At 42.1% G+C, this 21,639-nt stretch carries 22 protein-coding genes; 8 read left to right on the top strand and 14 right to left on the bottom strand.

Translation table 11 applies throughout. The features are described from left to right. Nucleotides 1-34: 34 nt before the first annotated feature. A complete protein-coding gene (locus FTV34_RS04640) occupies nt 35-1,321 on the top strand; it encodes an NAD(P)/FAD-dependent oxidoreductase (protein WP_180069029.1) in 1,287 nt (428 codons plus the stop codon). Between the two features lie 136 nt (nt 1,322-1,457). Continuing rightward, a complete protein-coding gene (gene slyD / locus FTV34_RS04635) occupies nt 1,458-1,940 on the top strand; it encodes a peptidylprolyl isomerase (protein WP_004784172.1) in 483 nt (160 codons plus the stop codon). Between the two features lie 139 nt (nt 1,941-2,079). Here slyD and FTV34_RS04630 read toward each other — a convergent pair whose 3' ends face one another. The 5 genes from FTV34_RS04630 to FTV34_RS04610 form a co-directional block, all read right to left on the bottom strand. Next, nucleotides 2,080-2,853 carry a M48 family metallopeptidase gene (locus tag FTV34_RS04630; RefSeq protein WP_179993215.1) on the bottom strand — a complete coding sequence of 258 codons (774 nt, stop codon included), beginning with the start codon at nt 2,851-2,853 and terminating at the stop codon, nt 2,080-2,082. 113 nt (nt 2,854-2,966) lie between these two features. After that, nucleotides 2,967-3,275: a hypothetical protein gene (locus FTV34_RS04625; protein ID WP_179993214.1), complete on the bottom strand. Its 309-nt coding sequence runs from the start codon at nt 3,273-3,275 to the stop codon at nt 2,967-2,969. A gap of 93 nt (nt 3,276-3,368) precedes the next feature. Next, nucleotides 3,369-4,154, bottom strand: coding sequence for a M48 family metallopeptidase (locus FTV34_RS04620; RefSeq protein WP_179993213.1), 786 nt, complete (start codon nt 4,152-4,154; stop codon nt 3,369-3,371). A 129-nt stretch (nt 4,155-4,283) separates the two neighbouring features. Further along, nucleotides 4,284-5,603: an adenylosuccinate synthase gene (locus tag FTV34_RS04615; RefSeq protein ID WP_004784184.1), complete on the bottom strand. Its 1,320-nt coding sequence runs from the start codon at nt 5,601-5,603 to the stop codon at nt 4,284-4,286. A gap of 79 nt (nt 5,604-5,682) precedes the next feature. Further along, on the bottom strand, nt 5,683-6,849 hold the full coding sequence (locus FTV34_RS04610; RefSeq protein ID WP_180034206.1) for an ATP phosphoribosyltransferase regulatory subunit: 1,167 nt from the start codon (nt 6,847-6,849) through the stop codon (nt 5,683-5,685). A 472-nt stretch (nt 6,850-7,321) separates the two neighbouring features. Between FTV34_RS04610 and FTV34_RS04605 the strand changes: the two genes are divergently transcribed. Further along, on the top strand, nt 7,322-8,068 hold the full coding sequence (locus FTV34_RS04605) for an AzlC family ABC transporter permease (protein ID WP_180069028.1): 747 nt from the start codon (nt 7,322-7,324) through the stop codon (nt 8,066-8,068). Further along, nucleotides 8,065-8,364 (top strand): AzlD family protein, encoded by a 300-nt coding sequence (locus FTV34_RS04600; RefSeq protein WP_180069026.1) that lies wholly within the window; start codon nt 8,065-8,067, stop codon nt 8,362-8,364. Before FTV34_RS04605 ends, FTV34_RS04600 begins: the two co-directional genes overlap by 4 nt. Before the next feature lie 36 nt (nt 8,365-8,400). Here FTV34_RS04600 and FTV34_RS04595 read toward each other — a convergent pair whose 3' ends face one another. Both FTV34_RS04595 and FTV34_RS04590 read right to left on the bottom strand, forming a co-directional pair. Then, a complete protein-coding gene (locus FTV34_RS04595) occupies nt 8,401-8,697 on the bottom strand; it encodes a hypothetical protein (RefSeq protein WP_005236433.1) in 297 nt (98 codons plus the stop codon). A gap of 179 nt (nt 8,698-8,876) precedes the next feature. Next, nucleotides 8,877-9,905: a type I glyceraldehyde-3-phosphate dehydrogenase gene (locus tag FTV34_RS04590; protein WP_180069024.1), complete on the bottom strand. Its 1,029-nt coding sequence runs from the start codon at nt 9,903-9,905 to the stop codon at nt 8,877-8,879. A gap of 409 nt (nt 9,906-10,314) precedes the next feature. On the opposite strand from FTV34_RS04590, the gene alaS reads away from it, so the two are divergent. The 3 genes from alaS to csrA all read left to right on the top strand — a co-directional run bounded on the left by alaS (nt 10,315) and on the right by csrA (nt 14,859). After that, on the top strand, nt 10,315-13,008 hold the full coding sequence (gene alaS / locus FTV34_RS04585; RefSeq protein ID WP_180069023.1) for an alanine--tRNA ligase: 2,694 nt from the start codon (nt 10,315-10,317) through the stop codon (nt 13,006-13,008). A gap of 64 nt (nt 13,009-13,072) precedes the next feature. Next, entirely contained in the window at nt 13,073-14,353 is a 1,281-nt protein-coding gene (locus FTV34_RS04580) for an aspartate kinase (protein WP_004784201.1), read from the top strand. 248 nt (nt 14,354-14,601) lie between these two features. Next, complete coding sequence (csrA, locus tag FTV34_RS04575) at nt 14,602-14,859, top strand: carbon storage regulator CsrA (protein ID WP_004784202.1); 258 nt, start codon at nt 14,602-14,604, stop codon at nt 14,857-14,859. A gap of 79 nt (nt 14,860-14,938) precedes the next feature. Here csrA and rnhB read toward each other — a convergent pair whose 3' ends face one another. The 7 genes from rnhB to yaaA form a co-directional block, all read right to left on the bottom strand. Next, nucleotides 14,939-15,529: a ribonuclease HII gene (gene rnhB / locus FTV34_RS04570; RefSeq protein ID WP_180069021.1), complete on the bottom strand. Its 591-nt coding sequence runs from the start codon at nt 15,527-15,529 to the stop codon at nt 14,939-14,941. A gap of 57 nt (nt 15,530-15,586) precedes the next feature. Then, entirely contained in the window at nt 15,587-15,967 is a 381-nt protein-coding gene (locus FTV34_RS04565) for a hypothetical protein (RefSeq protein WP_180015140.1), read from the bottom strand. A gap of 185 nt (nt 15,968-16,152) precedes the next feature. Then, on the bottom strand, nt 16,153-16,497 hold the full coding sequence (locus tag FTV34_RS04560) for a hypothetical protein (protein WP_180011669.1): 345 nt from the start codon (nt 16,495-16,497) through the stop codon (nt 16,153-16,155). Between the two features lie 82 nt (nt 16,498-16,579). After that, complete coding sequence (locus tag FTV34_RS04555) at nt 16,580-17,581, bottom strand: adenosine deaminase (RefSeq protein ID WP_180069019.1); 1,002 nt, start codon at nt 17,579-17,581, stop codon at nt 16,580-16,582. Nucleotides 17,582-17,658: 77 nt separating this feature from the next. After that, a complete protein-coding gene (locus tag FTV34_RS04550; RefSeq protein ID WP_004815389.1) occupies nt 17,659-18,981 on the bottom strand; it encodes an NCS2 family permease in 1,323 nt (440 codons plus the stop codon). Between the two features lie 442 nt (nt 18,982-19,423). Next, nucleotides 19,424-19,612 (bottom strand): hypothetical protein, encoded by a 189-nt coding sequence (locus FTV34_RS04545; RefSeq protein ID WP_004784216.1) that lies wholly within the window; start codon nt 19,610-19,612, stop codon nt 19,424-19,426. A 477-nt stretch (nt 19,613-20,089) separates the two neighbouring features. Beyond that, nucleotides 20,090-20,872 (bottom strand): peroxide stress protein YaaA, encoded by a 783-nt coding sequence (gene yaaA / locus FTV34_RS04540; RefSeq protein ID WP_180069017.1) that lies wholly within the window; start codon nt 20,870-20,872, stop codon nt 20,090-20,092. Nucleotides 20,873-20,994: 122 nt separating this feature from the next. On the opposite strand from yaaA, the gene FTV34_RS04535 reads away from it, so the two are divergent. After that, nucleotides 20,995-21,627 carry an alpha/beta hydrolase gene (locus FTV34_RS04535; RefSeq protein WP_179993205.1) on the top strand — a complete coding sequence of 211 codons (633 nt, stop codon included), beginning with the start codon at nt 20,995-20,997 and terminating at the stop codon, nt 21,625-21,627. The last annotated feature ends 12 nt before the right edge of the window (nt 21,628-21,639 follow it).

Below are 21,639 nucleotides of genomic sequence, written 5' to 3'. Positions count from 1 at the left end.
ATTTTTATTAGAAAAATAAATAGGTTAATAATATATGACAGCACATCGAATCGTAATTGTAGGTGGTGGCGCAGGTGGATTGGAGCTAGCTACTCAACTGGGCGAAACCTTAGGCAAAAGTGGCCAAGCGCATATCACGTTGGTAGATCAGAAACTGACACATATCTGGAAACCCTTATTGCATGAAATTGCTGCAGGTACACTTAATCCGCATGCAGAAGAAACCAATTATTTTAGTCATGCTGCAGCTCATCATTATCACTTTGTGCTGGGAACATTTGTTGATCTGGATCGTAAGGCTAAAGAAATTGTTCTGGAAACAGATTACTTTTCTAAAAAAACTCAGCCTAAACAGAAGAAACACATCAGCTATGACACGCTGGTGCTGGCATTAGGTTCCACTTCCAATGATTTTAATACGGAAGGTGTCGCACAATACTGCCATTTTCTCGACAGCCGTCAGCAAGCTGATGTCTTCCAGCAGGATCTGCTGCATCTTTATCTCAATGCTCAAAATCAAACCTCTTCCCGTGAGCTTAAAATTGCCATTATTGGAGCCGGTGCAACTGGTGTAGAACTGGCTGCCGAGCTGGTGATCGCCAAACAAAACTTTTTTAAATATGGTCTGAACAAGATCGATCCAAATAAAGTCAAAATCACTTTGATTGAAGCCGCTGACCGAATCTTACCTGCACTGTCTGAGAAAATGGCTGAACACACCATGGAGCAACTCGATCGTCTAGGTATTGAGGTATTAACCAGTCATAGGGTCGCTAAAGTCGATGAAGACCAGATTTATTTTGCTGATGGTTCAAGCCTCGAAGCAGAAATTAAAGTCTGGGCTGCTGGAATTAAAGCACCAGAAGTTCTGGCAAAACTTAAAGAGCTGGAAAAAGACAACATTAATCGCCTAAAAGTTTATGCAACTCTGCAAACTTTGTCAGACCCGGATATTTTCGTTTTTGGTGATTGTGCTCACTGTCAGCCTGAAGCAGATCAACCGGTTTTAGGCCCCCGTGCACAGGTCGCCAGCCAGCAGGCCGCTTTTCTGGTCCGAGCCTTAAAAGCACGCATTAATGGCGAAAGCTATTTACCGATGTTCAAGTTTTCTGACAAAGGTTCATTAGTGTCTTTAAGTCAAAACAGCGCTGTCGGTGAATTATTGGGTCAGGTCAATGTTCAAGGCTTTGTCGCGAAATCCATGTATGTATCCCTGTACCGGATTCATCAGGCCACCATTCATGGCTATACCCATGCTGGTCTGTTAACTGCCAAAGACTTTGTTACACGAAAAATTGCACCCAAGCTGAAATTGCATTGAAATTGTAAATATTGTCCTCATATATGAAAAAATCGTCATTAAACATGTCAAATTGCATTTTTTTGCTATTTTTAGTCTACAAAAATACAATTTCACTTTATGATGTACCCTTAAAAAATTGAATGGATCAATTAATATGACTGCTATTGCAAATAACCTCGTGGTTTCTTTCCACTACACATTGACTAACGCAGAGGGTGAAACTCTCGACAAATCTCAAGGTGAACCACTTGCCTATTTGCACGGTGCAGGTAACATCATCCCTGGTTTAGAAAAAGCTTTAGAAGGCAAAACTGTTGGTGAAAAATTCACTGTAAATGTTCCTGCTGCTGAAGGCTATGGCGAATATAACCCAGAGCTAGTGCAAGAAGTGCCTAAACAAATGTTCCAAGGCGTAGACAACATCCAGGCAGGCATGCAGTTCCAAGCACAAACTGATGACGGCGTTCAAATCGTAACTGTTAAAGCAGTTGAAGGTGATAACGTAGTTGTTGATGCTAACTTCCCACTTGCTGGTCAAGATTTAACTTTCGAAGTTGAAATCGTGTCTATCCGTGAACCTTCTCAAGAAGAACTTGATCACGGTCACGTACACGGTGCAGGTGGTCACCACCACTAAGGCTTCCCAGTCTTTAGCACAAAAAGGCAAAGTGAAAACTTTGCCTTTTTTATTGCCTTAAGATTTTAAATATAAAAAAGCAGGACTACTGCCCTGCTTTTCATCGTTAAAATCGCGAATCACTCAAATTACGCAATCATTAACGTTTGTTATAGATCTGCATTGCTGCTGGCAGATTTTGACGCATTGCTGCGATACGTTGACTGTTCGATGGGTGAGTAGACAAGAAGGTTGCGCCCGTACTGCCGCCTTCAAGCTTGTTCATTTTTTCCCAAAGCGTAATCGCTGCATTCGGGTTATAACCAGCACGTGCCATAAGGGTTAAGCCACCTTGGTCCGCACGACTTTCTAGGTTACGTGAGTAAGGCAAGCCGATACCAATCTGGCTACCCAATTGTGCTACTGCAGCACCACCCTGTCCTACGCCCGCTGCATTTAAACCAATACCCAATGCCAGATCAGTCAGGGCTTGTGCACCAAGTTTCTGTTTCGCATGCTCTTCTAGGGCATGGACCATCTCATGACCCATAATGGCTGCAATTTCAGCATCGGTCAGATTCAGCTTGTTCACGATACCGGTATAGAACACCACTTTACCACCAGGTGCCACAAAAGCGTTGACCTGATCAGATTTTAGTACGGCTAACTGCCATTGGAATGCAGTACCCGTTTGGTTCAGCTGGTTGGCATAAGGTTTTAAACGGTTAAAAACAGCATTAATACGACTATATGTCGCTGAACTGGTATCCAGCTGACCTTTCGCTTTAGCGTCTGCCACCATGGCATTGTAGCTTTGGCTGGCTGAAGCATTTAAAGTCGCTGTATCTGCGCCCGCAATATCGGCAATAGTTGTACAACCAGACAAAGTAATGGCTGCGACTGCACCCATACCTAACAAGAATTTATTTTTCATTATAGTGACTCCACCATAAGCAAAAGGTTAATTTACATTATAAAAAAATTATAAGTTAAAGGCCGGAGCAACTAAATGTACAATTACTTCATCTTGTTATATTTTATGTAATTTTAACCCCAATACTGTATCGCAAGCCAATAAATCAGACAGACAATATTTAAACCTAAATATAAATGACACAAAGGTTTAATTTTTTCTTCTAAAATTTCACTTTTACGCTTAAAAAATAGAAAAGCATTCTGCAGTAAGATGACCGGTACCAATACACAGGCAATGATCACGCTCAAGCCAATGAATGCCCCATAAATAATGTCAGGATCCCGAGTTTGGGCACGTATAATTAGCATCGCAATGGTCGGTGCGCCGCCCATCGCGAATAACAAGGAATAGAACATCGTTCCCGAGATATTTTTATGCATCCTGCATACTCATATTTTATTTTGTTTTATTCTAACAAGCGCCATGCCACTGCACAGCACTTGCTGTTAAGACTTTAGTCCTGAATTTCCAAATTATTTCTTAGCTTTATATACCGTCATCGCTTCAGGCATCAGCTGTTGCAAGGCTGCAATTCGGTCATCATTCGTTGGATGCGTAGAAGTAAATTTATTCAGGACGCTATTGCCACGGCTGTCTTGTGCATTCATTTTTTGCCACAACGTAATCGCTGCATTCGGGTTATAGCCTGCTCGTGCCATCAGCATGAGCCCGCCTTTATCGGCACGGCTTTCCAGATTACGTGAGAATGGCAAGCCCACACCAAATTGAGCACCCATATCCAGCAGTAGCCCGCCATAACCACCAGCGGACTGCCCGACGTACTTGCTACCGATACTTACTGCCAGATCAGTCAGTGCTTGCGCTCCTACCTTATTCTTAGAATGTTCCTCAAGCGCATGCACCATTTCATGTCCCATGATGGCAGCAACTTCATCGTCTGTAAGTTTTAGTGTGTCGACAATACCCGTATAGAACACCACCTTGCCACCTGGTGCGACATAGGCATTAATCTCGTTAGATTTGATCACAGCCACTTGCCAGTCAAACTTCTGCCCAGTCTGATTCAGTTGATCCGCATACGGCTTCATTTTCAGGAAAACCCGATTTACTTTTTTATAGGTGGCAGAAGTCGTATCCAGAATCTGTTTCTGCTTGGCCTCTGTCAGCATCTGATTATAGCTTTGTGCTGCACTCAGATTTAATGTAGCTGAATCAGCTCCCATCAAATCTGCAACCGTAGTACACCCCGTTAATGTGGTCGCAATGACCATCCCCGCCAATAAATTTTTATATTTCATGACCTTCTCAAATATATAAGGTCAAAACATCATAAAGAATCCAAACAGGTTTTCAATCATTTTTATAAGCTTTTCCAAATAAAAAACCCTGTGAAATCACAGGGTTTTTATCATTTTCAGCTTAAAGGATTAAGCATCAAACGGATGGCGAAGAATAATGGTTTCTTCACGGTCTGGACCAGTTGAAATGATGTCGATTGGACATTCAATCAATTGTTCAAGACGTTTCACATAGTTAATTGCCGCTTGTGGCAATTGATCTAGTGATTTCGCACCGAAAGTAGATTCTTTCCAGCCTGGCATAGTCTCGTAAATTGGTTTTAAAGTTTCAAATGCAAGCGCATCAGAAGAACCAACACAGCCAGAATCAGCAGCTTCGTAACCTACACAGATTTTCACTTCTTCCAAACCGTCAAGAACGTCAAGTTTAGTCAAGCAAATACCAGACAGTGAGTTCACTTCTACTGAACGACGCAGGATTTCAGCATCGAACCAGCCACAACGACGTTGACGGCCAGTAGACGCACCAAATTCTGAACCTACAGTACCCAGGTGTTTACCAATTGCATCACCTGTATCTGTTGCAGCGTCATACACCAACTCAGTTGGGAATGGACCTGAACCTACACGAGTAGTATACGCTTTAGTAATACCAAGAACGTAGTCAAGGTGTAATGGACCAAGACCTGAACCTGAACTTACGCCACCAGCAGTCGTGTTTGAAGAAGTCACGTACGGATATGTACCGTGGTCAACGTCAAGCAATGAACCTTGCGCACCTTCGAACATGATTTTCTTGCCAGCTTTACGGTAAGCGTGAAGTTCACCAGTCACGTCCATGACCATAGGCTCGATCACTTTGCGCCATTCGTCGCAAAGCGCAAGTACGTCTTCAACTTTAACTGCTTCAACACCGAAGAATTGAGTCAATTGGAAGTTGTGGTATTCAAGCAATTCTTCAAGCTGAGCTTTCAGATGTTCGCCACCACGTACCAGGTCAGCAACACGGATTGCACGACGCGCTACTTTATCTTCATAAGCAGGCCCGATCCCACGACCAGTTGTACCGATTTTCGCATTACCACGTTTTTTCTCACGAGCTTGGTCAAGTGCGATGTGGTGCGGAAGAATCAATGGACAGTTTGGAGAAATGCGTAGACGTTCACGTACTGGCACGCCTTCTTTTTCAAGAATATCCATCTCTTTGATGAGCGCTTCAGGTGAAAGAACCACACCATTACCAATTAAGCACAATACGTTTTCACGTAAAATACCTGATGGAATGAGGTGTAATACAGTTTTCTTACCACCAACCACGAGAGTATGACCTGCGTTATGTCCGCCTTGATAACGAACTACTGCAGCCGCTTGATCTGTGAGCAGGTCGACGATCTTACCCTTACCTTCGTCGCCCCATTGGGTACCAAGTACCACAACATTCTTGCCCATAATAGCCTCATTACATCATGCTGTTAAAGTTGAAAGTCCCACTCAGCGACATGAACACTGAGTAAAACAATTAAAGCGATTAAATCGTTTTGATGGTCCACTCACCGTCCACATTCACTAGCTGGTGAGTTGCATACGGTACCGAGTTTAAATCATCATTACCTAATAACTGAATTACACTTAAGCCTTGTGCACGGGTTGCCTGAATCGCATTTAACAGCGCAGCATCTGTACCCTTAGGTGCTACCACAACTTTAGCTGTAGCAAACTTGCCTGCACTTAAAGCATATAAGTCACAAGAGAAACCAGTTGCCGGACGTGCACGACCAAAATGCTCACCAATGCCATCATAACGGCCACCTTGTGCCAGTGCCGCAGCACGGTTTGGTGCATAAACTGCATACATCAGGCCGGTGTGATAATGGTATGAACGTAACTCGACGACATCAATCCCAATATGCAGATTCGGCCAACGTGCCTGAACTTCATTTTTGGTGGTTTGCAGTGCATCAAACGCCTGTTTGAAGGCTGGATTTTCTAATACTTCAGCACTTAAATTCGTTTTTAAGGCATCCAGGTCACTTGCAAATCGACCAAGCGTATAGAAGTCTGAACCAAACTTAAGATTTGCAGTAAACTCAGCCAGTTCTGGCAATGCTTTACGTTGATAAAGATCAGACAATTGGCGTTCAGTTGCTTTGCTTAAACCGGCTTGTGCAATCAGACTACGGAACAGACCCACATGACCTAAGTCAAGATGGATACCGTCGGCCAGACCCGCTTCTTGAATCAGGCTGATCATCAAGTCAACCATTTCCACGTCAGCATCAATGCTGTCTGAACCAAATAATTCTGCACCTAATTGCAATGGTGCACGTGTGGTATTAAATCCTTGAGGTTTCGTATGTAAAACCGTACCCGCATAACAATAACGAGCTACACCTTCCACTGGATGTACATGCGCATCGATACGAGCCACTTGTGGTGTCATATCGGCACGCACACCAAGCAAACGGCCAGACAGCTGGTCGATCACTTTAAAAGTGGCTAAGTCTAAATCCTGATTCGATTCTGAGAGAGAAGATAGAGATTCAATGTATTCAATAAATGGCGTGTACACCAGCTGATAACCTCGAGATGCGAGGAAATCCAGTGATTGACGGCGCAGGCTTTCGATGACTTGCGCTTGTTCTGGTAATACATCAGCTACACCATCAGGTAATAACCATGTCTCTGAAATGGGCATGTTGTAAACCTAAATTCTTGTCAGCGCGGAATAAACCGCATAAAAAAATCGGGAGCACACCCGATTTCTCCTAGTCTAGCACGATCGTTTAGGCTGTGCATCGCAATTTTGATAATTTTCTCTGACTGAACAAAGGACTTAGATAGATAAACCAAATTATCTCCCTCTTATTAAGAGAAGACAGGTTAAATAGAAGTTAATATACAACTTATTTATTTGATTTTTTAATGTATTTCCCCACCAAAACAATGACAAAAAACTGATTCTTGATTCAATCCTCATCTATCCAAGGGTAAAAATTTATAAAATATCAGGACTAGATACTTAAAAATAATCCTATACAAAAACCCAATATGGGAACTTAAATGACCAAGAAAACAGCATCATTCTGGTAGAGTTTAAAGGCACTGCAAAGACTCCTATATTTCTTATAAACTTTCTTTCTCCTTCTAGAATAAAACCTGATCATCTCATGCCTCCCTTTCAGCCACGTATAACGCCTTCTGATGCCACTCCTCTGAGTGAGTTTCAGCGTGGTGTGAAAGACTGCATACCTTTATTATTGGGTGTAATTCCTCTGGCGCTGGTCTTGGGCGCAACAGCAGCACAAAAAGATTTTAGCCTGCTTGAGGTTCCCTTGCTGACCGGGCTGAACTTTGCTGGCGGTTCCGAGTTTGCAGTTTTAGAAGCTTGGACTGATCCACCGCATCTGCTTACCTTAATCTTTATTAGTTTTCTCATTAACAGCCGCTATATTCTGCTCGGTGCCAGTTTAGTACCTTATTTAAGACATCTTCCAAATCGAAAAGTCTTTCCGGCATTATTCTTTATGGTCGATGAAAACTGGGCCTTAAGCCTGACCGATGCACAGCGTCGACTGGCACAGTTTGGTTATCGATATGCTTTTAGTCTGCCTTATTATGCCGGGCTATGTATTGTTCTTTATCTGGCCTGGGTCGGCTTTACGACACTCGGTGCCCTGCTTGGACCTGTGCTAGGTGATATTAACCGTTTTGGTTTTGATATGGCTTTCCCCGCCATTATGCTGGTCTTACTGAAAAGTATGTGGAAAGGCTTTACTGAAGCCAGACCTTGGCTAATCAGTTTTATTTGTGCTGCTCTGGCTTATAGCTATCTACCAGGTAACTGGTACGTACTAATCGGTGCACTTGCAGGCATTGCCTCTGCCTTCTGGCTCATTCAGGAGAATGAAGCATGATTCAGATGAGCACTTTTATTGCAATCTTATTGGTGGCGCTAACGACTTACTGCACTCGGATACTTGGCTATGTCCTACTCAAAAATAAAACTTTGAGCAAACGTCAGCGTAAAATTCTGGAAGTGATTCCGGGTTGTGTACTGATTTCGATGATCACCCCATATTTTTTACGAGATGATCCAGCTGATCTGATCGCTATAATGGTGACACTATTCGTTGCATCACGCTTTGGCATGCTGCCGACCATTTTGATTAGCATGGCCTCGGCAGTTATTTTAAGAACGTTACTGGTTTAAATCCTTTATATAAGGCTAGGCCAGCATAAAAAGGTCTTATGACTTTGGTTCTACTACTTTAGCGAGCAGATTTACCAGTTCTGCATTTTGCAGTTCAACTTTTTGCAGTTTGGCTGTAGTCTGATCCAGTACTTCCTGCTGCACATGCATCTTTTTCGCCAGATCCTGCATAATTTCCAAGGTCTTTTTTAAATTTTCTTCCAGATGTGCCACTTTTTCCTCAACTGGCACGCCTTCCACACTTTGTGAACTCTCATTATTATTAAATTGCAGCCAGATCAAAAAGATTACAGCCAAGGTTAGTAATATAATAAATCCCCAGATCAACATCATGTGCTTGCTCTTATTCCATTTAATTATCTTTATCTTAACGAAAAAATATCCAGATCATAGAAATATTCGGCATAAATCCAAAGCTTTTCGATCAATTACGTCCAAGTTCTTATTCATTTTCCTCTAATTTTTTAATCTTGCATAAAAAAGCACCCCATTTGGGATGCTTTCAAAATAGCTTAATCTGTGTAAAAGGATTCACAGAGATCCAGTAACCGGTTGGCATAACCCCATTCATTATCATACCAGGCAAATACTTTGGCCTGATGCCCCACTACCAGGGTTTGGGTCAGATCCACAATTAATGAATAAGGCGAATGATTAAAATCGCTAGAAACCAAAGGCTCATCTGTCACAAACATGATTTCAGCAAAATCCTGACGTGCCGCATTAATTAATACTTCATTCAACTGATGATCAGTAATGGGTGACTGAGAAATAAAAGTCAGATCAATGGCCGCGACATTAATGGTTGGAACACGAATCGAATAACCATCAATCCGGTTCTCCATCTTCGGCATTACGCGTTTTAAAGCACCCAAAGCTGAAGATGTGGTTGGAATAATATTTTGCCCGGAAGCACGGGCACGTCTTAAATCACGATGGGCATGATCCAGTACTGACTGATCCGCAGTCACCGCATGAATTTCAGTCATCAGTGCAGTCTCAATCCCAAAGGCATCATCAATGATTTTGACTAGCGGTACCAATGCCTGCGTAGTACAAGACACGCTAGAAATAATCTGGTCACTTTCTTTGACATCACGATGGTTGACGCCATAGACAATTGCAGCATCCACCGTATCAAACGGTGCAGCGCCGATAATCACCCGTTTTGCCCCGGCAGTAATATGCTGAGTCGCTGCTTCACGCGAACGGAACAGGCCGGTACATTCCAATACCACATCAATATTCAATTCCCGCCAAGGCATTTCCACCGGATTCGCCTGTCTTAAAACCTGAACTTTCTGATAAGCATCGCGATAAGTGACATGCAGGTAGGCATACTCATCTTCATACGTCAGATCAACCTGCCCCGGGAAACGGCCATGAGTAGAATCATATTTAAATAGATGCAATAAGGTTTCAACGTCGGCAACGTCATTAATGGCAACGATGTCAAAATTAAAATCTTTCGGATTCTCAAACCATGCACGCAACACATTGCGTCCGATTCGTCCAAAACCATTAATTGCGATACGTTGCATCGACCTTCCCTACTGCGGCATAAAACTTTGTGCGCCTATATTAATGGAATTATCCAGCTGACTGATAACTATTCAGCTAAATCCACTAAAAATTACACAGAATGTCCAATATTTCATCGAAAAATTCATGCTTTAATGAAGGCAATCCGAAGTTTCTGTTACTGAGATTTGAAATAAATTACTGTAATGACAATAGCTTTTGATTTTGCAGGGCATTTTTCTGATTTTTCCAATATTCATTCCTTATAGTTTTATGATCTATAAATATGAAAATCATTGGTTGAACAGGCATTTTCCGTTATAATTTGGCGTTTTTAAATATTTAAGCCCCGCATTGCAGCAAAGAACCAACCTTCTTGTCAGACTGTGATGTTTTTAGCCAAATCGGAAATTATGGAGTGACTTGGTTGTGAGTACTCGTTTTATGACATCAGCTGAAATTCGCGAAGCTTTTTTAAGCTACTTTGAATCGCAAGGGCATACACGTGTCGCGTCGAGTTCTCTGGTTCCTGCCAACGACCCAACATTATTGTTTACCAATGCTGGTATGAACCAGTTTAAAGACTGCTTCCTGGGTCTAGAAAAACGTGATTATGTTCGTGCAACATCTTCACAGAAATGTGTACGTGCAGGTGGTAAACACAACGACTTAGATAACGTTGGCTACACAGCTCGTCACCACACATTCTTTGAAATGCTGGGTAACTTCTCGTTTGGTGATTACTTCAAACGTGATGCGATTAAATTTGCCTGGGAATTCCTGACCGGCGATAAATGGCTGGCACTGCCTAAAGATAAATTATACGTGACTGTGTATCACACTGATGACGAAGCGTTTGACATCTGGAATAAAGAAGTTGGTCTAGATGCCAGCCGTATCATCCGTATCGGTGACAACAAAGGCGAAAAATACGCTTCTGATAACTTCTGGGCAATGGGCGATACTGGTCCTTGTGGTCCATGTTCTGAAATCTTCTATGACCACGGTGAGCACATCTGGGGTGGCCTGCCTGGCACGCCTGAAGAAGATGGCGACCGTTTCATTGAAATCTGGAACAACGTATTCATGCAGTTCAACCGAACTGCGGATGGCGTACTGCACCCTCTTCCTGCACCTTCTGTTGATACAGGTATGGGCCTTGAGCGTATTTCTGCGGTTCTGCAACACGTCAACTCTAACTATGAAATCGACCTGTTCCAAAACCTGTTAAAAGCTGCTGCTGAAATTATTGGTCTTGATACACGTGATTTAGAGGTTGCTGCTCAATTAAAAAATGCACCGGTTGAATACCCTGCTTCACTTAAAGTGGTTGCTGACCATGCACGTTCATGCTGCTTCCTGATTGCAGATGGCGTGAACCCTTCAAATGAAGGTCGTGGTTATGTATTACGTCGTATCATCCGTCGTGCAGTTCGTCACGGTAACAAACTGGGTGCGACTGGTTCATTCTTCCACAAAATGCTTCAGCCTTTAATCGATGTGATGGGCGCAGCTTATCCTGAACTTGAAGCAAACAAAGCACGTATCGAAGCGGCACTTCTTAAAGAAGAAGAACAATTCGCCAAAACACTTGAGCAAGGTCTGAAATTGCTTGAAGGCGAATTAGCAAACCTGAAAGGTTCTGTAATTCCAGGTGAAGTGGTATTTAAACTTTATGATACTTACGGCTTCCCAACTGACCTGACTGCGGACATCGCACGTGAACGTGACTTAACCATTGATGAAGCTGGCTTTGAAAAAGAAATGGCGGCTCAACGTCAACGTGCACGTGATGCCGGTAAATTCGCAATTGACTACAACAGTGTCGTTAAAGTTGAAGGCGAGACTCAGTTTGAAGGTTATGACGCAACAGCAGGTCAAGGTCAAATCATCGCGATTTATAAAGATGGCGAGCAAGTTGACGAAGTAGTTGAAGGCGATGAAGCACTGATCGTATTGAACCAGACTCCTTTCTATGCTGAAAGCGGTGGTCAGATCGGTGATACAGGACTCTTCAAAAACGATACGGGTATTTTCGAAGTTCAAGATACCAAAAAATCTGGTGGTGCATTCGTTCACCAAGGTATCGTGACTATGGGTAACTTGAAAGTTACTCAAAACGTGGAAGCAACGGTTAAAGCCGACATTCGTGCCGCAACTGCACGTAACCACTCTGCAACTCACTTGCTACACGCTGCCCTACGTCAAATCCTGGGTTCACACGTACAACAAAAAGGTTCATTGGTTGCGTCTGACGTATTACGTTTCGACTTTGCTAACGATCAGCCTGTAACGTTTGAGCAACTGCAAGAAATTGAACGTCTGGTAAATGCCGAAGTGATTGCCAACACGCCTGTTACCACTGAACTGCTCGACATCGAATCTGCGAAAGCCAAAGGTGCGATGATGCTGTTCGGTGAGAAATACGGTGAAGAAGTTCGCGTATTGTCTATGGGTTCAGTGATTGACGAAAAAAACTTCTCAATCGAGCTGTGTGGCGGTATTCACGTGAAACGTACAGGTGACATCGGTCTGTTCAAAATCACTTCTGAAGGTGGTGTCGCAGCAGGTGTACGTCGTATTGAAGCCGTAACCGGTACTAAAGCGGTTGAAGCCGTACAGAAAGTCGATCGTGATGTTCAATATATCAATGGTTTGTTAAAAGCACAGAACCATCAAACAGTCGAAAAAGTTGAAGCTGTGGTGGACACTGCGCATCAATTGCAAAAACAGATTGAACAGCTGAATCAAAAATTGGCAAGCCTACAAGCCGGTGAACTTTTAAGCCAGGTTCAAGAGCTTGCTGGTCGTAAAACATTAATCACGACTGTTCAGGGTATGGATGCGAAAGCACTACGTAACCTGCACGATGGTGTGAAATCAAAATTAGAAAATGCAGTCATTGTTCTTGCAGGTGTAGAGGGTGACAAGGTTAGCTTGATTGCATCTGTAGCTAAAGACTTTACTGCTTCTATTAAAGCGGGTGACATCATCAAACACTTGGCAACTGAGCTAGGTGGTAAAGGTGGTGGTAAACCTGACTTGGCACAAGGTGGCGCGCCACTTAACGAGAAGTTTGCTCCAGTGATGGCTGATTTAGCAGCTTGGCTTGAAGCAAAATAAAAACTTCATTTTGTGTAACTGACCCTGATCGGAAAATTAGGGTCATGGTTTATATGGAACAACTATGGCATTAATCGTTCAAAAATATGGCGGTACCTCAATGGGTACTCCCGAGCGCATTCTCAATGTTGCTCGTCGTGTGAAGCGCTGGCATGACCATGGCCACAAGGTGGTTGTAGTCGTATCTGCTATGAGTGGTGAAACCAACCGCTTGCTTGCTCTCGCGAAAGCCATTACCGAAACCCCTGACCCACGTGAACTTGACCAAATGGTTTCTACGGGTGAACAGGTAACGATTTCCATGTTAGCTATGGCGCTGAATTCAATTGGCGTTGAAGCTAAATCTTTAACTGGTCGCCAGGTTGGTATTAAAACTGACAGCGCATTCACCAAAGCACGGATTGAATCAATTGATACTGATGTATTGACTGAAAACCTGGATGCAGGCCGCGTGATTGTAGTTGCAGGTTTCCAGGGCTTTGATGCTGATGGCAATACCACAACTTTAGGTCGTGGTGGTTCAGATACTTCAGGTGTTGCACTTGCTGCAGCGCTTAAAGCGGATGAATGTCAGATTTACACAGACGTTGATGGCGTATATACGACTGACCCTCGTGTTGCTCCTAAAGCGAAAAAAGTAGACCGTATCTCTTTCGAAGAAATGCTGGAAATGGCATCTTTAGGTTCTAAAGTTCTTCAAATTCGCTCTGTAGAATTTGCAGGCAAGTACCAAGTGCCTTTACGTGTACTCTCAAGCTTCGATAATGACACTGATGGCGCATTTGACGAAGACTTCAAAAACAACGTCGGAACTCTTATTACTACTGAACTGGAAGACAACATGGAACAGCCAATTATCTCTGGTATCGCGTTCAACCGCGACGAAGCTAAACTGACTATTCTGGGTGTTCCAGATGAGCCAGGTATTGCATCTAAAATTCTTAAACCAATTGGTGATGCCAATATTGAAGTGGATATGATTATCCAGAACGTTGAAGAAGATGGTACGACTGATTTCACGTTTACTGTAAACCGTGGTGAACTTGCTAAAGCCAAAAAAATCCTTGAAGAAACCGCTCAAGCGATTGGCGCACGTGAAGTTGCAACTCGTGATGACATCGTAAAAGTGTCGATCGTAGGTGTAGGTATGCGTTCTCACGCAGGTGTAGCGAGCAAAATGTTCACTGCTCTTGCTGATGAAGGCATCAATATCCTGATGATCTCTACTTCTGAAATCAAGATTTCAGTAATTATCGAAGAGAATTATCTTGAGCTTGCAGTTCGTTCACTTCACACGGCGTTCGGTTTAGACCGTGAACATGGTGAATCTAGCGCACGCGCTTAAGAGAACTACAAAATACCGTCATTGTCTGACAGTATTTCATTAAATCTCTACAAAAATGCAGGGCCACTATAGTTTTTTTTATAGTGGCTCTGTTATATTAAGCCTAAGGATTTTCAACAGTCTGGATAGCTAACCTCTTCATTTCATGGACAGGACTTTCTATTCAAACTTTAATTATATAATTTTAGGTTGTGTTTTTTTATTACATTCAATAGATTGCAGGTTTTGCATTTTGCAAGGAGAGAAACATGCTGATTTTGACTCGACGCGTCGGGGAAACTTTAATGATCGGAGACCAAGTCAGCGTGACTGTACTTGGCGTAAAAGGCAACCAGGTTCGTATTGGGGTAAATGCTCCGAAAGAAGTCTCTGTACACCGTGAAGAGATTTACCAACGTATCCAGCATGAACGTGCAATGCATGAGCATCTTCAGCATATTGACCAGGATTATCAGCCTTCTTCTTATGAAGATGATAACCAGACACAAAATAACTTTAATCGTTAATTTTGTATGAATATAAAAGCGGCTTTTAAGCCGCTTTTAATTTGTCTAATTTTCAACTGCATAGCAAAATAAACAGACTTTATCCCGCCTGTTGCTGATCAAGTAACGCTGCCAGCACTTTTTTCACTGGTCCAAAACTGCGACGGTGCTCATCAATCACCCCGTGTAAGGCAATCGCTTCAAAATGTGCTTTGGTCGGATAACCCTTATGCTTGGCAAAGCCAAATTGTGGATACTTTTGATCCATCTTCACCATCTGGCGATCCCGGGTTACTTTAGCCAGAATACTGGCTGCTGAAATCTCAGGATGCAAGGCATCACCACCTACGACTGCATCACAGCTCATCGCAAGACCCTGAGGAATCTTGTTGCCATCGACTAGCACATGTTCCGGCTGAATGCTTAATGCTTCCACAGCACGGCGCATTGCCAGCAAAGAGGCTTGTAAAATATTATGCTCATCGATTTCTGCTGCAGAGGCTTCAGCAATGGCCCAAGCCAATGCTTTTTCCTGAATCTCAATAAAAAGTTTTTCGCGCTTCTTCTCGCTTAGCTTCTTGGAATCATTTAAGCCCTCAATCGGGTTATTCGGATCCAATATCACAGCCGCAGCCACTACCGATCCTACTAATGGCCCACGCCCTGCTTCATCTACACCAGCAATATTCATTTTATTTCCCATAAAAAATAGGCTGAACCAGTCAGCCTATTCAAATTTGAATTTGACTTAGTTTACCGCTTCAGCCACACAAGCGTTAATAGTATTTGCAACGACATTGCCTACAATAGTTGCACGTGCTGCTGGGTCAATTGCTGCAGTTGCCAAATCCACCGCAGTCACGTTTTGTGGTGCTTTTTCACTCACGCAACCACAGATTTCAGACTGGATATTCTGTTTTTGTGTTTCTGTCATTAAGCGTGTTGCAGTCTGCCAAGCTGGAATATTGTTCAGTTCAGTGACACATTTTGCGTTGATGGCAATTTTAATGGCTGCAGAACCGAGCTGCTGACCTGTACTTGCTTGAGTTGTGGTGCCTGTACCTTGTGGTGCTACGCAGGCAGAAAGAACAAGTGCTAATGGAGCAACAACAGCCAATAATTTTTTCACGGATTTTATCCTTTTTTCAACTTTTAAAATATGCGGCTATTGTGCCGAAGTTTATCGCAATAAGAAATCTAAAAATGAGTCATGATGTCTAATCTGCACGCAGCCAGACTCATAGCCATCACAGGAAAGAAAACTCACTACTAATTTAAGAGTAAAGTCTGGATAATCCAGCACCCAAAAAATCTTTAATTAATAAACTCGCCCATACAGCCTTTTAAGCTATTGGCAATTGCTTTGCGGGTTAGCTCCTTTTTGGTTTCTTCATCAACAGTTGCTTTTAACAGAGTTTTGGCCGGCACACCTTCCAAGGCATGTTCACCCACACAGCCACATACTTTTTGCTGTAAATGCTGTTTATTGGCTTCAGCCATGAAATAAGTCCCCATTTTCCAGACTTTGGAATCTTTCAGCTCTTGGCCACACTGATATTCAATCACAGGTTTCAAGGCTTTCTGAGTCATTGAGGTATCTGCACAAGCAGGATTGATTAAGCTAACAGCCAGAACAGGCCACAGGAATTTTAATTTCATCTTCGGTTCACAGATCAGATTAAATAAAAAGGCAGAGCGAACTCTACCCTCTTTGGGCTAACAAATTTGCTGAAATGATATTTTAAGCGAGTGCCTGAATCAGGCTGACCCATTTCTGTTTTTCAGCATCAGAAATAAATGAAGCTTCAAAAGAATTAATTGCCAGCTGTTTAAGTTCTTCATTGCTTAAATCCAAAGCTTCAGCAATGGCAGTGAAATTGTCATTCATATAACCACCGAAATACGATGGATCATCTGAATTCACTGTGACATGGACACCCTGCTGCAACAGGCGACGGATATTATGCTGCTGCATATCATCCACAACACACAGCTTTAGGTTTGAAAGTGGACATACTGTAAGCGGCATCTTCTCTGCAATCAAACGCTGCATCAATCCTGGATCTTCTTCAGATCGAACACCATGATCAATACGGTTTACTTTTAATAAATCCAAAGCTTCCCAGACATATTCTGCCGGACCTTCTTCACCCGCATGTGCAACCACCAGAAAACCGGCTTCACGTGCTTTAGCGAAAACACGTTCAAACTTAGATGGTGGATGCCCGACTTCACTTGAATCCAGCCCTACTCCAATGATTTGATCTTTATAAGGCAGTGCTTGCTCTAATGTCTCAAATGCTGCCTCTTCACTAAGATGACGCAGGAAACACATGATCAGATGTGAAGTAATGCCTAATTTAGCTTTTGCATCATCACAGGCTTTCTGCAAGCCATTAATCACGGTTTCAAAGGCAATGCCACGATCAGTATGCGTTTGCGGATCAAAGAACATTTCAGTATGCACGACATTATCATCCGCACATTTTTCAAAATATGCCCAAGCCAGATCATAAAAGTCCTGTTCATGAATCAGAACATTGGCACCTGCGTAGTAGATATCCAAGAAAGATTGCAGATTATGGAAATTATAAGCCTGCTTCACTTCCTCAACTGATTTATAAGGAATGCTAATTTCATTACGCTGTGCAATCGCAAACATTAACTCAGGTTCAAAGGTACCTTCGATATGCACATGCAGCTCAGCCTTTGGCAAGGCCTGAATCAATTCAAGACGGTTCATCGCTACTCCTGATTAAACCTGAGAAAAATAAAAAAGGGTGCAAACTGAGTTTACACCCTTTTGATATTCGACAAAAATTAGCCGCCAAACATCCAGAACTTCAATGCCCATAGTACTGCGATGATCCATACCATGTATGGAACAGTTTTCGCTTTACCTGTCAGCAGTTTAATCAGCGCATAGCTGATAAAACCCATTGCGATACCATCTGCAATTGAATACGTAAATGGCATGAATACAATGGTCAGGAACGCCGGAACCGCTTCAGTAATATCATCCCATTCAATATGAACAATACCCTGAATCATCAATACACCGACAAATAGCAATGCTGGTGCAGTTGCAAAGCCTGGTACAGATTGAGCCAATGGAGCCAGGAACAGGCAGGCAATGAACAGCAAGCCAACCACAACTGCAGTCAGACCGGTACGACCACCTGCTGCAACACCCGCTGATGACTCAATATAAGGTGTAGTTGAAGAAGTACCCAAAGCAGCACCTGCAACAATCGCAGAAGAATCGGCAAATAATGCTTTTTTCAGACGCGGCAATTTACCATCTTTTAACAAACCTGCACGATGTGAAACACCTACTAGCGTACCAGTAGAGTCAAACAGATCGACCAAGAAGAATACGAAGATCACACCGATCAGGCTGGCTGTAAACAGACCTTGAAAGTCCATTTGCAGGAAGGTTGGTGCCAGTGAAGGAATTTGACCCACTACACCTTGGAACTGGTTATAACCTAAAGCAGTAGAAATCGCAGTGATTACCAAAATACTGATAATGATCGCACCACGTACTTTGAAGTGATGCATTACCACCACTAACAGGAAGCCAAGTAGCGCAAGCATAACAGTTGGCTGTTTCAAATCACCCAGACCCACCAAGGTCGCTTGATTATCAACAATGATGCCAGCATTTTTCAGTGCAACCAGGGCCAGGAACAGGCCAATACCACCGCCAATCGCCAGTTTGAGTGACATTGGAATGGCATTGACAATCGCCTCACGTATTTTGAACATACTGATGGCAATGAAGACCAGACCAGATACAAATACTGCACCTAATGCAGTTTGCCAAGGCACACCCATTCCCAGACAGACTGAGTAAGTAAAGAAGGCATTCAGCCCCATACCCGGTGCAAGTGCAATTGGATAATTGGCAATAAGCCCCATTACCAGACAGCCAATTGCGGCTGCAAGACAGGTGGCTACAAAGACAGCCCCATGATCCATCCCGGTTTCGGATAAAATCATCGGATTAACAATAATGATGTAACACATTGTCAGGAACGTGGTTACACCTGCCAGAACTTCTGTACGGAAACTGGTTTTGTTTTCACTCAGTTTGAACAGACGTTCCAGCATATTTTCTGAAGATGGATTAGGAGTCGTCATGACCTAGCCCCTATTGAGTAAACTTTATGCTTTAAGCATGCCGCCGGATTCAGGAAATTTTATAGAAAACTTCATGAATTTTAAGGATCTGTTAGCAACGAATATGCCAGCTTCGCCATTTAGCGGGTCAAAATGTTTCAATAGCGAACAGTAAGAAAACTGCGCTAGAAAAACTCAAAAAACAATCTAAACAAAAAAGCTGCATAACCCCTATGCAGCTTTTTTCATCATTAGAATCAAATACTTAATTTAAGTAAATTTGATCTAACTTTATCTTTTGCAAATTATAACACATTGATTTCTGATTGCTTCTTAGAATTTATATTTTATTAAAAATTAATATAAGTTAGCTCTATTATTATTAAATTTTCTTTTATTTATTATGATTTTATTTTTATCTTTTTACCTGGTTCTCCTGATCAAAGAGCTTAGTGCAAATCTATTACGGTCTGGGCCGATTTGCATTCAGCAATTTAGTTGAATGTTGTACTTCTTTCAGAATCTGATGAAGCTCTTCATGTTTTCTTGTTTCGGCCTGTTGGTGAACACAATAACCGAGTAAACCCACCATCAGCACAAAAATAGGAATCGTATAAATTTTCATTTTTGTAGTTGAGTTGTGTAACAGCATTGAAATTATGCTAACAAAATAACAATAAAATTGTGACATAGTTTACAAATAACCCGATAAAATGCAGTTTTTCAATTATTTAGAGTTTTTATATTCTTCATTTTTTTATACTTCTTATTCAATTAATCATAATTTTTTGAGCCATATTTTTTTATTTTTTAGTCATTTTTTGAATATTAAAAGAAATTAATTGATTGATTCTATTTTTTATTTTTTTAGAAATTTGTCTTTACTATATAAATTTATCGAGTGAAAAATATCTTTTAAAGCTCACTATAGCTTTCATTATATTATTTAGCTTTTCTTCTAAAAAATTTATCCATTTCCTGTCAAAAATTCTTCTAAATAAATGATATTTTGAAAGTTCCTTCCCTATTTTTTAATTTTTATTCAATTCAACCTAATATTGCTAAACTTAAATTTACCCAAGACTTTTAAGAAAATTTCTTCATTCAGTCTTGGGTGAACCTTTTATCTTTAAGCAGCTAGCTGCTCATCACGTTTAAATACCAACTCACCTTTTAGTGAACTTTCAGCATCAAAATAATACCCATCGGTATTAAAGGCTTTTAAGTCTTCAGTTCGTTTAATCTGGTTTTCAATGATAAAGCGCGCCATTAAACCACGAGCTTTCTTGGCATAGAAGCTGATGACTTTATATTTACCATTTTTCTGATCTAAAAATACCGGCTTGATGATTTCAGCCTGAATTTTGCTTTCTTTCACTGCCTTGTAATATTCATCCGAAGCAATATTGACCAGAATTTCAGACCCTGCTGCTGCCAGGTCATGATTGATCAGATCAGTGATGGTATGTCCCCAGAACTCGTAGAGATGAGCACCACGTGGGTTAGTCAATTTGGTTCCCATCTCCAGACGGTAAGGCATCATTAGATCCAGCGGACGCAATAAGCCATAGAGGCCGGATAACATACGCAAATGGTTCTGTGCGTAATGAATCTGATCCTGCTTTAACTGGTAAGCATCCAGACCGGTATAAACGTCCCCTTTAAAGGCAAAGATTGCCTGACGAGCATTGGAAAAATCAAAATCTGGCTGCCAGTCTCTGAAGCGTTCCGCATTCAGATTGGCAATTTTTTCACTGACGCTCATTAAGCTGGCAATTTCAGTTGCTGATAACTTGCGGGCAACTTCTATCAATTCCTGGGAATGTTCCAGCAATCTTGCCTGAGTAAATTGATCTGTAGGTAAAGGCGTTTCGTAATCTAGAGTCTTGGCTGGAGAAATTAAAGCAAGCATAGCAACCTGGTTAAAAAATGATTAATCAAACTATATCAGTAGACTTATTTTAATTCCAATTCATGTTTTTATTTATCATAATCGTTAAAATAGAAAATTCTCCTGCAATTTATCGGTTTTCTATGTCCGAACCAATCTTCCTCCAAGGCCCTGCTGGCCAACTTGAGGTTTTTGTGGATTATCCTCAGGGTGAAGTGAAAGGATTCGCGATTGTTTGTCATCCCCATCCATTACAAGGTGGCACACCACAACATAAAGTTCCGGTGTTACTGGCACAAATGTTTTTAGAGCGTGGTTGTGTTGTCTATCGTCCAAGTTTCCGTGGTTCTGGTCAAAGTGCCGGTCTGCATGATGAAGGCTTTGGCGAAACGGATGATATACTTGAAGTAATTAAATATGCGCGTCGCCAGCATATTGGCCTGCCTTTCTTTGCAGGCGGTTTCAGTTTTGGCGCACATGTCATGGCCAAGTGTTACGCTGCCCTGCCCGTTGAACTGCAACCTTCAAAAGTGATTTTGTGTGGTTTACCGACTGCGACCGTAGCTGGCCTACGTCACTATGTTACCCCACCGATCAAAGGTGATATTTTATTTATTCATGGTGAAGCGGATGATGTCACACTTTTATCCGACATGATTGAATGGGCCAAGCCTCAACGTCATCTGGTCACGATCTTGCCTGGCGCAAACCATTTCTTTACCGGTTATTTAAAGCAGCTTCGGATTGCGATGAGCCGTTTCCTCGCATTAAGCTAATCAAAAAAACCT

This window comes from Acinetobacter sp. YH16038 (assembly GCF_013417275.1).
Lineage (GTDB): Bacteria > Pseudomonadota > Gammaproteobacteria > Pseudomonadales > Moraxellaceae > Acinetobacter.
The sequence above is the reverse complement of the archived record's forward strand: the minus strand, read 5'-3'. Positions and strand labels throughout refer to the sequence as shown.

Bases quoted from the DNA above. Each gene is read 5' to 3' on its own strand.
- FTV34_RS04640 (WP_180069029.1), top strand. From the start codon at position 35: ATGACAGCACATCGAATCGTAATTGTAGGTGGTGGCGCAGGTGGATTG.
- slyD (WP_004784172.1), top strand. From the start codon at position 1,458: ATGACTGCTATTGCAAATAACCTCGTGGTTTCTTTCCACTACACATTG.
- FTV34_RS04630 (WP_179993215.1), bottom strand. From the start codon at position 2,853: ATGAAAAATAAATTCTTGTTAGGTATGGGTGCAGTCGCAGCCATTACT.
- FTV34_RS04625 (WP_179993214.1), bottom strand. From the start codon at position 3,275: ATGCATAAAAATATCTCGGGAACGATGTTCTATTCCTTGTTATTCGCG.
- FTV34_RS04620 (WP_179993213.1), bottom strand. From the start codon at position 4,154: ATGAAATATAAAAATTTATTGGCGGGGATGGTCATTGCGACCACATTA.
- FTV34_RS04615 (WP_004784184.1), bottom strand. From the start codon at position 5,603: ATGGGCAAGAATGTTGTGGTACTTGGTACCCAATGGGGCGACGAAGGT.
- FTV34_RS04610 (WP_180034206.1), bottom strand. From the start codon at position 6,849: ATGCCCATTTCAGAGACATGGTTATTACCTGATGGTGTAGCTGATGTA.
- FTV34_RS04605 (WP_180069028.1), top strand. From the start codon at position 7,322: ATGCCTCCCTTTCAGCCACGTATAACGCCTTCTGATGCCACTCCTCTG.
- FTV34_RS04600 (WP_180069026.1), top strand. From the start codon at position 8,065: ATGATTCAGATGAGCACTTTTATTGCAATCTTATTGGTGGCGCTAACG.
- FTV34_RS04595 (WP_005236433.1), bottom strand. From the start codon at position 8,697: ATGATGTTGATCTGGGGATTTATTATATTACTAACCTTGGCTGTAATC.
- FTV34_RS04590 (WP_180069024.1), bottom strand. From the start codon at position 9,905: ATGCAACGTATCGCAATTAATGGTTTTGGACGAATCGGACGCAATGTG.
- FTV34_RS04580 (WP_004784201.1), top strand. From the start codon at position 13,073: ATGGCATTAATCGTTCAAAAATATGGCGGTACCTCAATGGGTACTCCC.
- csrA (WP_004784202.1), top strand. From the start codon at position 14,602: ATGCTGATTTTGACTCGACGCGTCGGGGAAACTTTAATGATCGGAGAC.
- rnhB (WP_180069021.1), bottom strand. From the start codon at position 15,529: ATGAATATTGCTGGTGTAGATGAAGCAGGGCGTGGGCCATTAGTAGGA.
- FTV34_RS04560 (WP_180011669.1), bottom strand. From the start codon at position 16,497: ATGAAATTAAAATTCCTGTGGCCTGTTCTGGCTGTTAGCTTAATCAAT.
- FTV34_RS04555 (WP_180069019.1), bottom strand. From the start codon at position 17,581: ATGAACCGTCTTGAATTGATTCAGGCCTTGCCAAAGGCTGAGCTGCAT.
- FTV34_RS04550 (WP_004815389.1), bottom strand. From the start codon at position 18,981: ATGACGACTCCTAATCCATCTTCAGAAAATATGCTGGAACGTCTGTTC.
- FTV34_RS04545 (WP_004784216.1), bottom strand. From the start codon at position 19,612: ATGCTGTTACACAACTCAACTACAAAAATGAAAATTTATACGATTCCT.
- yaaA (WP_180069017.1), bottom strand. From the start codon at position 20,872: ATGCTTGCTTTAATTTCTCCAGCCAAGACTCTAGATTACGAAACGCCT.
- FTV34_RS04535 (WP_179993205.1), top strand. From the start codon at position 20,995: ATGTCCGAACCAATCTTCCTCCAAGGCCCTGCTGGCCAACTTGAGGTT.